Raw genomic sequence first — 13,476 nt, 5'->3', positions numbered from 1 at the left:
GTGGAACTTGCTATTTTTTTAAGTACAGTATTGTTTGTTAGTTTGATTCAGATTGCTATCCCTTTTTTGGTGAAGCGAACAGTAGCTTTTGGAGTTACCATTCCATATGAACAAACTCGGAACCCTAAGGTTTTGAAGTATAAAAAGTGGTATGCATTTGTGACCACCGTTGTTGCATTAGCTGTCATTATTGGATTAATTGTTTTAAGTACTATACTAGATGAAACAAAGCTTGTCCTAGTAGGTAGCCTATTTCCGTTTTTTGTCCTATTCAGCGGTCTATCACTCTATTTTTATTTTCATTATAAAATAACAAAGCTTAAAAAGGTACACGAGTGGTATAGTGGAATAAAACAGGTACATTATGCAGACTTGGATGCTCGGTCTAAGGATGAAATGCTCGCTTCATTTGTTCATTTTATTCCTATGATTATTACAGTCACTCTCATTATTTTGACAGTCAACTTATTCGAGCAATTACCAAACCAAATTCCTACCCATTGGGGACCTGATGGAAAGCCGGATGCTTTCACTGATAAAAGTTGGATGTCCGTGTTAAACTTACCAATTGTATTATTCGTATTACAGTTGATGTTTTTTGGTATTAATTTTTTTACGAAACACTCTGGAATTAAAATTAATGCAGGTAATGTGACGTCATCCAAGTTACGCCAATTACGTTTGCGAAAATATTCGAGCTGGTTCTTATTTGTGACAAACATTATCATGACATTATTGTTTGCTGGTTTACAATTAAACTTGCTTTACGAACAACTCTTTAGTGACTCATTTTTGCTTCTTCTTCCATTTGTTTTTTTACTCGTCGTATTAGTTGGAGCGCTTTGGTTGGCTGTGAAGGTTGGCAGGGTGGATTCAGACCTTGAAGGAAAGCTTGCAACTGGTGAGTCAAGCAAAATAGAAAGTGTTGATGAGGATAGCTATTGGAAAGGGGGGCTATTTTACTTTAACCCTAATGACCCTTCCATTTTTGTCGAAAAAAGGTTTGGTATTGGTTGGACACTGAACCTCGCAAATCCGATTGGCTATTTTGTAATCCTCTTCCCTATTGCGATAATCCTTATTTTGTCATTCTTAATCTTTAAATGGTTTTAGGGTTTTAGACCCCCACCTCTAAGCGAAGCGTAGGTGGGAATTTCCAATCAGGTGGAGTCGAGACTCCATCTGATTCACCGATGTTTCAGCTTGCTGAAACGAGTTCGCTTTAATGCAATTTGGGGCAGTTCCATTGTTGTCACAACATAAAAGGTAGGTGTGCAATAGAGGGTTTTTTTACAGGCAACAGGCGAAAATTGAAGGGCTTAGCACGGATCAAATCAATTTTGAGGAAACATTATTCGAGCTAGATGGTTATATCGAGATACTTAAAATATCTTTCTATGTGGAAGAAGGGGATTAGATGAGTGTATTACAAGTTAATAATTTAGCAAAAAGTTTTGGCAAGGTTACGGCGTTAAATGGGGTTAATATGGAAGTGAATGAAGGAGAAGTTTTTGGTTTTATTGGGCCTAACGGTGCTGGAAAGTCAACAACTATTCGTGTACTGCTTGGTATTTTGAAGGCAACGGAAGGCGAGGCGAAAATTTTCGGCAAGGATGCTTGGTCAGAAGCAGTTGAGATTCATAAGCGCATTGCCTATGTCCCAGGAGATGTTAATTTATGGCCTAATTTAACTGGGGGCGAAGTAATTGATTTATTTGTAAAGTTGCGTGGTGGAAATAAAAAAAGTAGACGTGAAGAATTGCTTAAGAAATTTGATTTAGATCCATCGAAAAAATGTGGTGCTTATTCAAAGGGAAATCGGCAAAAGGTTGCACTTGTTGCTGCTTTTTCATTAGATGCAGACCTTTATATACTCGATGAACCAACATCCGGTCTTGATCCGTTAATGGAACAGGTTTTCCAACAATGTGTGATGGAAGCAAAACGAGCTGGAAAAAGTGTGTTATTATCCAGTCATATTTTATCTGAGGTAGAGAAGTTATGTGACCGAGTTGGAATTATTCGTCAAGGAAAAATCATTGAAACGGGTACATTAGAAGAGCTGCGTCATTTGACACGCACGAATTTGCTAGTGGAAACAAAAGAGCCAATTACTCACTTGCATGAATTAAAAGGGATTCATGACATGGAAGAGAAGGGTAGGGCACTGTCTTTTCAAGTGGATATGGAAGAATTGGGTGCGGTAATGAAACGTGTAAGTCAATTTGGAATTGTAAAATTAGAGAGTACTCCACCAACATTGGAAGATTTATTCATGCGTCACTATGAGGGAAAAGGGCAAACGGGGACAGAAGCAGGGGGAGATCCTAATGGCTTTTACAATTAACAAAGGGACTGGACACCTTTCCAGATTAATTATTCGACGTGATCGAATTCGTATTCCTTTATGGGTAATTGGAATCTGTTCCTTTACATTTATGGTACCTATAGCATTTAAGGAATTATATGGTTCACAAGAGCAAAGAGACGTCATGGCACAAACAATGGAAAATCCTGCAATGATTGCTATGGTAGGGCCAGCTGATTTAAGTAACTATAACCTTGGTGTCATGACCGCGCACCAGATGTTACTTTTAACAGCTGTTGTCGTTGGATTAATGAGTGTTTTACTTGTAACACGCCATACGCGTGGGGATGAAGAAAATGGTCGCGTTGAAATGATTCGTTCCTTGCCAGTCAGACGAATATCCACTTTAAATGCAGTGTTACTTGTTAATGCCTCTACAAATATCCTTCTTGCATTCTTAGTTGGACTAGGATTATATACACTTAACATAGAAAGCATGAATATAGAAGGTTCCTTATTATATGGAGCATCTTTAGGGGCAACTGGTATTTTCTTTGTAGGTATAACAGCAGTTTTTGGCCAGCTTTTTGAAAGTTCTCGTGGGGTGACGGGCTTTTCTATTACAGTTCTTCTAATTGTCTACATTGTACGGGGGATTGGGGACATAAGCAATGAAGTACTAAGTTGGATTTCCCCACTAGGTTGGGTGACGAAAACCGGGGTCTACGATGAGAATAATTGGTGGCCAATTGTAGGATTGATCGGTGTCTCTATTATTCTGTTTATCATTGCCAACTATTTACATGCGATTAGAGATTTAGAGGCTGGTATATTACCTTCAAGACCTGGTAGAAAAAGTGCATCCGTTATTTTGCAAAACCCAATTGGTTTAGAATTTAGACTACAGCGAACGGGAATGATATCTTGGGCAATTGGAATGTTTGCAATAGGTGCATCATACGGATCTGTTTTAGGAGATTTGGATTCCTTTTTTGCAGGGAATGACATGATGAAGCAGTTGTTCACAGCTAAGGAAGGTTATTCAGTTACTATGCAATTTGTATCTATGATTATGATGGTTATGGCAATATTGGCGACGGTTCCAGCGGTGATGGCAATGAATAAATTGTATGGTGAAGAAAAAAAGGGACGTTCAGAACATTTGCTAGGGAGAGCTGTTTCTCGCACACGACTTATGGGAAGTTTCCTCATCATTTCTGTTATCAACGGATTTGTTATGCTCTCTCTTGCTGCTATTGGACTATGGACGGCGAGTGTATCCGTTATGGAAGAGCCTTATAGTCTTGGAACCGTTTATGGAATGGGGTTAATTTATTATCCAGCAATGCTTGTTATGATTGGCGTAGCCGTTCTGTTGATTGGATATAGACCAAGAATAACTAGTTTCATATGGTTATATGTAGTTTATTCCTTCATCGTACTATACATGGGTGGTTTATTTCAGTTCTCAGAGTGGATTGGTAAGCTTTCTCCATTTGGACATATTCCACAGATTCCATTAGAGGATATGACATGGATGCCGATTATTATGTTAATTAGTATTGCAGCCGCAGTAACAGTCGTTGGTTTTATTGGATATAACAGACGGGATATGGGAAGATAAAAGGAATTCCATTATAACAAGCGATGCAGGATAATAGAATAAGTAATCGGTAATAGGCTAGGAAGTTTAAGGATGTGGTTTCAATTATTTATGCAATCATTTTATTCATACTTGCTGGATTAGCTGAAATTGGTGGTGGATATTTAATATGGTTGTGGTTAAGAGAAGGTAAACCATACTATTGGGGGAATCGGTGGAGGACTTGCCTTAGTTCTTTATGGTGTAATTGCTACATTTCAAACCTTTCCTTCGTTCGGTAGAGTTTATGCAGCATACGGCGGTGTGTTTATTGTTCTATCTGTTCTATGGGGATGGGGCATTGATAAAAAAAACACCCGATTTATATGATTGGATAGGCGCAGGGATCTGTTTAATTGGTGTTTCAGTAATGCTATTTGCACCACGCCAATGAGGACTTCTTATGCAGTTAACAAGCTGGTTCGATTGTAACAGTTATAAGAGGTTGTTCAAAACCACCATGGCTTTATCAGCCGCCACAATGAATGAAAACAGGATTTAAAGTCATTAGTTTAGTATAAAAAGTAATTTTTTCAGCCACAAGAATCTTCACAAGCAAACAATATTGTGAGTGGTTTTGAAGTCGAAAAGAGTACATCGATCTATTCTAGTATTTTGCGGTTAAACGACTTGTCACTTTCGATTGGAGATGACGTGAATTTTTACTTAGTAGCACCAGAAAAAAAGAAAAAGAAATCAAAGCACAGCTGTTAAGACCATCTTTTAAAACATTGGATTCCTTATCTATTTGGATGCAGCAGAGTTAAGTTGGGACACGTGGACGGGACGGCACGGCACTGTGTCCCAGTTAATTATCATTTAGCTTTTAGCTTTTTCAATAGATATAAAAAATACGGTGCACCTAATACTGCGGTGAAAATCCCAGCAGGAATTTCAACAGGTGGGGCGACTCCTCGGCCTAGTGCGTCTGCTAGCAAAAGCAACAACATCCCCATCACAGCAGAGGTTGGCAATAACAATTGGTTCTTGTTGCCAACAAGCTGTCGTGCGATATGTGGTGCAATCAAACCAAGGAATCCGAGTGAACCAACAACTGCTACAGATGAACCGGCAAGTGCGACTGCCACTGCCAGTAAAATAACACGCGTACGTTCGGTTGGTTCGCCAAGTCCCTCGGCCACATCATCCCCCAAATTAAGAACGTCCAGTCTTTTGGCTAACAAGATACTAAATGGCACCAAGATAACAATCCATGGTAGTAAGAGCACGACATCATTCCAGCTTTTTCCCCAAACACTGCCGGTAAGCCAAACAAGGGCTGCGTTAATTTGTACAGGGAATTTAACCATTAAAAGCTGAATCCCTGCCTGACAAATAGCCCCTAATGCAATACCAACTAATGCTAATGTCGACGAGTTTACCCCCTTTTTATAAGCAAAAAGATATAAAATAATGGTGATTATTGCAGCGCCTGCTAGTGCAGCGATTGGCAGCATAATTATGGGAGCACTTGGGAACAGCAAGACAACAATGACAGCAGCAAGCCCAGCGCCCTTTGTAATGCCGATGACATCTGGAGATGCTAAGGGGTTGCGGATAATCCCTTGCAAAATTGCACCCGAAACACCTAATCCAGCTCCAACAAGTAGCGCCATGACAATTCTCGGAAGGCGATAATTCATGATAATAAATACGGATCCATCATCACCGTTTCCAACCAACGACTGGAAAAGCTCCACAGGACTAATAAATACTGCTCCAACACCAACTGCAATGATGGCAACGATGATGGTCAATAGGAAAAGTAGAACTAATTTAGCCTTCGGGGATGATCGTTTTTTATTACTCATGCTTCCCTACCCCCTTTTCGAGCTAAGTACAAGAAATAAGGCGCACCTAGCATTGCCGTAACAATGCCGACTGGTGATTCAGCTGGGAATGCAATAAAGCGTGACAACACATCGGCACTTACCAACAGCAATGCACCGAAAAGCCCAGAAAGTGGAATGATCACACGATAGTCAACACCAACCAATTTGCGAACGATGTGGGGGATGATTAAGCCGATAAATCCGATTGGTCCTGCTACGGCAACTGACGCCCCAGCAAGGATGACAACAAGAAGACTGAAGCATAAGCGGATCGCTGTTACATTTTGCCCAAGCCCCTGTGCAGTATCATCACCCATCCCGAGGATTGTGAGTTGTCGTGCCAATAGAATGGCAAGCAAAATTCCAACCGTTGCCCATGGCCAGATTGTTTTCACGTCAGCCCAACTTGTTGCATCGATTGCTCCAGCAAGCCAAAAGAGAACACTCTCCGTCGAGTCCTCATTGAATAGGACAATTCCCTCAATAATGGCTGATAAAAACAAATGAACGGTGATCCCCGCCAGTGCTAATTTAATCGGCGAGGTTCCACCGCCAGTGGACGCCATATAATATACAATGGAGCCTCCAAGGACGGAACCAATAAAAGCAAAATAGACGAGCGAGCTTGGCGAGATGCTTGGTAATAAAACGGTGCTGATAACGACTACTAATGACGCACCTGCATTAACCCCAAATATTTGCGGTGATGCAAGCGGATTTAAGGTAATCGCCTGCATAATTGCCCCGGCAATAGCTAGGCTTGCACCGATGATAACAGCGATTAAAGTACGGGGTACTCGCAGATTTTGAATGATCAACATATCCTTTGTTTCTTCACTCGAAAAAAACGATAGAAAGATAGTTTCAAAATCAATGGACGCCGTACCAATGCGAAGACTAGCCAATATGCTTAGAAGTAATAATAACAGTATTCCGATTGTAAAAAAGATTATTTTTGTTCTAGCATTTTTGGCTTCCATTATTGATTTTCCCCTTTTAATACGTTCTGAATATCCAAACAGTCATAACAGAGTTTTTACAATAGAAATGAAGAAAGAGTGAGAAAATGTCTCTCACTCAATAATAGCCCATAAAGTGAAACTTCAATAAGTGGGGGTTTTCGCTCTTCCCCCACTTATCTTACTTGTTAACTTCCTCGAAATCTTGAAGTTGGGTATTACTGCCCGTTAAGGCGGGATATATCAATCGCCATACAACTGACTAACAGCTTCCTCTAGAATTGCTTCTGAAGAGATTAACCCACGGAACCGTGACCACGTGTTCCTATCAACCGTATACAAGTTATCATTTTTTACGGCACTTACGTCTTTCCATAATGGACTTTTAGCCCACTCATCAATAATTGTTTTGTCGCCTGCTTGCATTAAGAATAAAACATCTGGGTTAAACTCGACGACTTGCTCTAAATTAATTTTATTATACCGGTCACTGCCATCCTGGATTGCATTTTTTAAACCAATGGATTCCAGTAATGAACCAGTGTAAGAATCCATGTTATGTGCAAAGAAACCATCTGGTGTTACAACACCTGGGAGCACAATCCGATCCTCATTCTCAGGAACCTGTGTTTTAATTTCCTCAATTCTCTGTTTATGCTGAGTCAATATTTCCTTGCCTTCTTCCTCTTTACCAACCGCAACAGAAATTTTTTCAAAGTCAGCAAGTATTTGGTCGTAGTCAGCAGCTAAGGAATTTAGGACAATGGTTGGTGCAATATCGGACAGCTGCTCATAAATGTCTTTGTGACGTTGTAAGTCCGCAATGATTAGATCAGGTTTTAGTGAACTAATAATCTCCAAGCTTGGCTGTTTTCTTGTCCCAACAGAAGTATAATCACCAATTTTTTCTTGGATCGGCTTAATGATTCGAGATGGATCATTATCATCAGCAATGCCTACTGGTGAAATGCCTAACGCTGCTAGCGCGTCAACATATGAAAATTCCAATGCAACAATTTTCTTTGGATTTTTAGGTACTTCTGTCTCGTCTAACTCGTGCTCTACTGTAATCGTCTCCGAGCTGGTTGACTCTTGTTCATCACCTGTTGCTTTTTCCTTCTCGTCACCAACAGTTCCACAGCCAGCCAATCCAATGATGGCAATCAGCAATATGAATAAAAATGTAATCTTTTTGTGCATGTGTTAGCCTCCTATACTTTTTGTATATGTATGATTGCATTTCTATCTAACAATGATAATCATTATCACTAAGAATGTCTACCCCTGTTCACAAAAAAGTATAAATTTTGATGCTTAAAAGATCAGGATGGTGTTTGTAAGAAGAACACCTTAAATGACAAGCAGCAACAAAGACTTTGTATCCGCTACGGATTTTAAAGTTATAGGAACTTTATTTTAAAAAGCCGAAGTACACAGTTTTTTCACATTTATGAGGTAGGATAAAAGAGGAAAATATAAGAGGAGTGATTCTGATGAAGAAATCGGCTATCTTTGCGTTACTAGGTATAGTAATACTTATTAGTGGCTATTACATTGGTTCTATAAAGGTTGAGTCACGTTCACCTTCTGAAATTCGTGTGTTAGATACAGAAGGAATAGAGTTTACGAATCAAGACAATAAGACGATAGTAAGCTTTACAACGGAACAACCAGAATTTTGCCAAGTGTTAATAGGGACTGAGGAAGGGCAGTTTGATCGAGTCGCCGTTGAAAGTATGCCAGAGGGGCCCCATAAAGAGCATTATAATGTAGTGGAGGGATTAGAACAAAACACGCAATATACGTACAAAATTAATTTTACAAACAGTAATGGTGAGCCATCACAAAGTAAGGTAGCAACCTTTAACACGGCTAAAAACGAAAATGTAGAAACTGACAATATGCAGGGCATGGAGCCAGATGGCCAAAATATTGCACTACTTGCTAACGGAGGACAAGTGTTAGGGGTTAGCTCTAATTTTGGTGGAGCTTCTAATGATCAAACGTGGGGAGCAGAAAAAGCGATAGACGGGGATCCATCCTCTGAATGGTCATCTGCTGGAGATGGAAATGAAGCGTGGATAGAGGTGGGCTTTAATCAATCGTATCGCATAAATACTATTGGATTTTGGACCCGAACAATGGAAAATAGTGCTGAGATCAAACAAATCAAGGTAGCAACACTAGACGGTAAAGAGGTTGGTACCTATACATTAAACGGGCCAGATCAGATCCAATATTTTGAATTTGATACGCCTGTAGAAGCAGATGGACTTCGTTTTGAAGTAGTGGACAGTAGTGGTGGAAATACTGGAGCAGTAGAAATTGAAATCTATAGCAACGAATAAAGTGACACTTTCATCAGAGGTGGGTATTACTTTTATATTATATTGGAGCCAATTCGAGTCATACAGGATGTTTTGATTATTTTTGATGGATTGAAGTGGGCCGGGTTAACGTTTGTTTTGAGTGTTTTTTGGATCATTTATTCACATCAACAAATTGATCAAGAGGTGGCTTCACTATAAGAGGTTGTTCAAAAAGTCACCAAATGTTAAGCGGCGCATCTCGGGCCCACACGATGTGGGTCATGCAGGCGTTGCCACAGGACGTGGCGGTCTTAGCCTGTATTCCTTAAATGGCTTGTTTTTCCGTTACTCACGTATTAAAAGCATACGTTCCGTTACTCAAAACTACGCCGCCTCGGCCTGCTTGCTTCTAATTTGCCGAGTTTTGAACACGCACTATAAGAGTATCTTTTTTTACAGAAAGAGAAAGGATGATGCACTTTGAATCCTGCAGATGTATCGATTTGGCTTGCTTTTTTCGCGGGGGTGTTATCATTTGTTTCACCTTGTATGCTACCGTTGTACCCCTCTTACTTATCCTATATAACAGGGGTATCTGTTCAGGATATAAAACAAAAGGGTGGAAAGCTTTGGTGGAAAAACAATGCAGTAGCACATACTCTGTTTTTTATAATTGGGTTTTCGATTATTTTTATTGCATTAGGTCTTTCTGCTAGCTTAGTCGGTCGCCTGTTCTATCAGTATAAAATGTTTATACAGGTTGTTGGTGGGACCGTTATTTTTATTATGGGACTTTTTATGATAGGTATCATAAAAAGTAAGTGGCTCATGATGGAAAAGCGATATCAATTTCGGAATCGACCTACTGGTTACTTGGGCTCGATATTGATTGGAATTGTGTTCGCAGCTGGATGGACACCATGTATCGGGCCAATACTGACAGGTATTCTGATGTTGAGTGCAACAAATCCAACTTCGGGCTTGTGGATGACTATTTTTTATATTTTAGGATTTTCTATTCCGTTCTTCCTCATGTCGTTTTTTATTGGAAGGTTGAAATGGGTTCAACGGCATTCTGTTTCTATCATGAAAGTAGGCGGAGTTATTATGCTGCTTGTAGGAATCCTATTAATGACCAATCAAATGACAAAAATAACGGTATGGTTGATTAATCTTTATGGAGGTTTTACTGGGTTTTAACTAGTAGATGGTATTCCCGCCTAAAGCGAATCCATCACCATCACCTACTCTAAATACTTTGTTAGATAGTCTTACAACATTGTTGTTTGATTATTTAGACACTGGTAAATTTGATATTAACGAATGATGTTAAATTATATTACATTTGATGGGAGATGGGAAGATGAAATTAGCATTAATGGATAACCTGTGGGTTGTTGTCAGTACAGTTTTAGTTTTCTTCATGCTTGGAGGATTTATCTTACTTGAGGCAGGTTCAACAAGAATGAAGAATGCAGGTCATATTGCTGGGAAAACGATTATTACAGCAGGTATTGGATCGTTAGTATTTTGGGCAGTCGGTTATGGATTTATTTACGGAGAGGGAAACGCTATTATTGGATTATCAAACTTCTTTTATGGTGACTTTTCGTTTAGTGGAGAAGGATTATCGCCTGCAACAGATTTTATGTTTCAAATGATGTTTGCTTTAGTTTCCTTAACAATTGCTTTTGGTGGGTTTGCTGAACGTGCTAAATTATCTGCATATGTTATTTTTGCAATTTTATTTTCGGCATTCATTTATCCTGTTATAGCGCATTGGATTTGGGGTGGAGGCTGGTTAGGTGAAGACGGTAGTCAAGATTTTGCTGGGTCAACTGTTGTTCACTTAACAGGCGCGATGGCTGCATTGGCAGCAACGATTGTCTTAAAGCCGCGTATTGGTAAATACAATAAAGACGGTTCTTCTAACGAAATTGCGGGTCACAACCAAGTTTTCACTGCATTAGGTGTACTTATTCTATGGGTAGGTTGGTTTGGATTTAACGCTGGTAGTACATTTGGAGTAGCGGATGCATTCTTAGGATTTGTAGCGCTTAACACTCAATTAGCTGCAGCAGCTGGTGCTATAGCGGCAATGTTTATTGCATGGGCAGTCACAGGAAAAGCAGATGTTCCAACAACATTAAATGGAGCGCTCGCTGGTTTAGTTGCAATCACTGCGTCTAGTGGATTTGTTGAACCTTGGGCTGCAGTTGTGATCGGTATTGTTGGTGGACTGATGGTATTCTATAGTATGAAGTTTTTTGACAAAGCTAGAATCGATGATCCGATTTTCGCATTATCTGTTCATGGTACAGTTGGGGTATGGGGTACCCTTTCAAACGGTTTGTTCGCAGTACCGGAATTATCTACTGACATTGGTTGGGGGCAAGCTGGTTTATTTTATGGTGGGGGATTTACTCAATTAGGGGTTCAAATCCTGAGTGTGGTTGCTAGTGGTATCTATGCATTCGTAGTATCATTTATTATCTTGAAGGTTATGGATAAGGTTATGGGAGGAATACGTGTTACGGAAGAAGAAGAAATTATTGGTCTTGACTTAAGTGAGCACGGTGGATATGGTTATCCAGAAAATATTCCGCATCCGACAGAAAAGAATAAAGCAGGTGCTTAAATCCTGTTGATACGATTATAAAGGGATTGGTTCTAATTTGAATAGTTATGCTGAAATAAGAAAATGGCGAGAACAAAAGATAACAAACGTATCAACAAATCATGAGGCATTAAATACTTTTCATGATGAACTAATTAAGCAATCGGTTAAATTGGCAATGAAGAATGTGCAAAGTGAGTGGGGGGATCCTCCTGCTCCCTTTGCGTTCTTTTTAATGGGTAGTGCAGGTAGGTTCGAGCAATCTGTATGGAGTGATCAGGACCACGGGATTGTTTTTGAGGGGGGAGATACTCTCAAACCCTACTTTTTAAAATTAGGAGAAGAAATAGTGGATGGTTTAGTTCGGGTTGGTTACGAGCTGTGTGATGGAAAAGTAATGTCCTCAAACCCACTTTGGTGTCAATCTGTAACAAAATGGAAAGAGCAAATTACTACTTGGTTACATCAAGATCGCTGGGATTCCCTTCGTCATTTTTCGACATTTTTTGATTCAAGAGTTTTAATTGGTGAATCATCTTTATTAAAAGAAATGAAGCAAGAATCTTTTTATGTGCTAGAAGAGAATCCGAGATTATTTACGAGATTGGCAGAGAATGTAGGATTTATTAAGAAAGGTATTGGCTTCTTCGGTCAATTGTTGCCAGAGCAGCATGGGGAATATTCGGGTGGTATTCATTTAAAACAGACGGTGTTTTTTCCGTATGTCAATTCATTAAGGTTGTTAGCATTACATGAAAGGATTTATGTGCCTTCAACGCTTTCTAGGTTTAAAGGACTTCCTGATAAATATCAAAACATAAAATCTTATGAAAAAAACTTTATCGAGCTACTAGACTTTCGCCTTCATTTAAAAAAGGATGCACATAACTATCAAGAAGTTCATCATATTGCGAAAAAAGCACTATCAAAAGAGGAAAGACAGGAATTAAAATGGATGATGAAAAAGGGCTATAAGCTTTTTTCAGAAACGAAAAAAATAATAGAAAATGAGTGTTCAACATGGTCATGAATCAAATGTTTCAATTGATGAAGCAACTAACAGCTATCTCAGACCCTCAAAAGATTGCTTATATGAGGCAATTACAACGGGAAATGAAAAAAAGGGATGTCCTTTCCGTTCCGTTTAATGATCTTCATGTAGTGGTAATGGATGTAGAAACAACAGGTTTTTTTCCATATAAAGGGGACAGATTATTATCGATTGGAGCAGTCAAGATGAAGGGAGATCAAGTACTACAGGGAGAAACCTTTTACTCTCTTATTTATTATGAGGAAGGTCCATCAGTGGCTATTGAAGAATTGACTGGTATCACTAAGGAAGCGTTATTGGAAGCCCCGCCACTTAACAAGGTTTTAAGAGACTTTTTCCGATTTGTAAAAAGTGATACACTTGTTGCGCACCATGCCAATCATGAAAAACAATTTATGCAGCATGCTGCTTGGTCTTCTCTGAAAACGAATTTTCAACATCGTATTATTGATACTTCTTTTTTAACTAAGATTGTAGAACCTGAAAGTATACTAGTTACCTTGGATGAATGTTGTGAGCACTACGGTATCACAATTGAGCAAAGGCACCACGCTTTCTACGATGCCCTTGCAACGGCTAAACTTTGGGCCGCTAGTGTACGTGCAATTCAAGATAAGGGGTTTTCTAATCTGCAAGAGGTGTATACACATATAGCTACTTCTTCATAAGTTTGGTTACACACCCCGATATTAGTAGTCGGGTTAAATGGTGGGAGAGGTCGACTAATCTATTAATGATTTGATTCGTCTCCTACTCGT

11 protein-coding genes and 1 pseudogene are annotated in these 13,476 nt (G+C 39.4%); 9 read left to right on the top strand and 3 right to left on the bottom strand.

Features of this window, described 5'->3' with window-relative positions; translation table 11 throughout:
- The 4 genes and pseudogenes from NC797_RS02495 to NC797_RS02480 all read left to right on the top strand — a co-directional run bounded on the left by NC797_RS02495 (position 1) and on the right by NC797_RS02480 (position 4,344).
- A complete protein-coding gene (locus tag NC797_RS02495) occupies positions 1–1,113 on the top strand; it encodes a DUF1648 domain-containing protein (protein WP_272435061.1) in 1,113 nt (370 codons plus the stop codon).
- A gap of 304 nt (positions 1,114–1,417) precedes the next feature.
- On the top strand, positions 1,418–2,347 hold the full coding sequence (locus NC797_RS02490) for an ABC transporter ATP-binding protein (RefSeq protein WP_272435060.1): 930 nt from the start codon (positions 1,418–1,420) through the stop codon (positions 2,345–2,347).
- Positions 2,331–3,932: an ABC transporter permease gene (locus NC797_RS02485; RefSeq protein WP_272435059.1), complete on the top strand. Its 1,602-nt coding sequence runs from the start codon at positions 2,331–2,333 to the stop codon at positions 3,930–3,932. Before NC797_RS02490 ends, NC797_RS02485 begins: the two co-directional genes overlap by 17 nt.
- Before the next feature lie 83 nt (positions 3,933–4,015).
- Positions 4,016–4,344: pseudogene (locus NC797_RS02480) on the top strand (YnfA family protein).
- A 421-nt stretch (positions 4,345–4,765) separates the two neighbouring features.
- On the opposite strand, the gene NC797_RS02475 reads toward NC797_RS02480, so the two are convergent.
- The 3 genes from NC797_RS02475 to NC797_RS02465 all read right to left on the bottom strand — a co-directional run bounded on the left by NC797_RS02475 (position 4,766) and on the right by NC797_RS02465 (position 7,941).
- Complete coding sequence (locus tag NC797_RS02475; RefSeq protein WP_272435058.1) at positions 4,766–5,761, bottom strand: FecCD family ABC transporter permease; 996 nt, start codon at positions 5,759–5,761, stop codon at positions 4,766–4,768.
- Positions 5,758–6,762 (bottom strand): FecCD family ABC transporter permease, encoded by a 1,005-nt coding sequence (locus NC797_RS02470; RefSeq protein WP_272435057.1) that lies wholly within the window; start codon positions 6,760–6,762, stop codon positions 5,758–5,760. The genes NC797_RS02475 and NC797_RS02470 overlap by 4 nt, the downstream gene beginning before the upstream one ends.
- A 222-nt stretch (positions 6,763–6,984) precedes the next feature.
- Positions 6,985–7,941, bottom strand: a complete 957-nt coding sequence (locus NC797_RS02465; RefSeq protein ID WP_272435056.1) for an ABC transporter substrate-binding protein — start codon at positions 7,939–7,941, stop codon at positions 6,985–6,987.
- Positions 7,942–8,234: 293 nt separating this feature from the next.
- Here NC797_RS02465 and NC797_RS02460 point away from each other — a divergent pair, with 293 nt between their 5' ends.
- The 5 genes from NC797_RS02460 (at position 8,235) to NC797_RS02440 (ending at position 13,386) form a co-directional block, all read left to right on the top strand.
- Entirely contained in the window at positions 8,235–9,089 is an 855-nt protein-coding gene (locus NC797_RS02460; protein ID WP_272435055.1) for a discoidin domain-containing protein, read from the top strand.
- Positions 9,090–9,530: 441 nt separating this feature from the next.
- Entirely contained in the window at positions 9,531–10,250 is a 720-nt protein-coding gene (locus NC797_RS02455; RefSeq protein WP_272435053.1) for a cytochrome c biogenesis CcdA family protein, read from the top strand.
- 163 nt (positions 10,251–10,413) lie between these two features.
- Complete coding sequence (locus NC797_RS02450; RefSeq protein WP_272435052.1) at positions 10,414–11,688, top strand: ammonium transporter; 1,275 nt, start codon at positions 10,414–10,416, stop codon at positions 11,686–11,688.
- Between the two features lie 37 nt (positions 11,689–11,725).
- Positions 11,726–12,697, top strand: coding sequence for a DUF294 nucleotidyltransferase-like domain-containing protein (locus tag NC797_RS02445; protein ID WP_272435051.1), 972 nt, complete (start codon positions 11,726–11,728; stop codon positions 12,695–12,697).
- Positions 12,688–13,386: an exonuclease domain-containing protein gene (locus NC797_RS02440; RefSeq protein WP_272435050.1), complete on the top strand. Its 699-nt coding sequence runs from the start codon at positions 12,688–12,690 to the stop codon at positions 13,384–13,386. The genes NC797_RS02445 and NC797_RS02440 overlap by 10 nt, the downstream gene beginning before the upstream one ends.
- Positions 13,387–13,476 lie beyond the last annotated feature (90 nt).

This window comes from Terrihalobacillus insolitus, from assembly GCF_028416575.1.
GTDB classification, from domain to species: domain Bacteria; phylum Bacillota; class Bacilli; order Bacillales; family Amphibacillaceae; genus Terrihalobacillus; species Terrihalobacillus insolitus.
The sequence above is the reverse complement of the archived record's forward strand: the minus strand, read 5'-3'. Positions and strand labels throughout refer to the sequence as shown.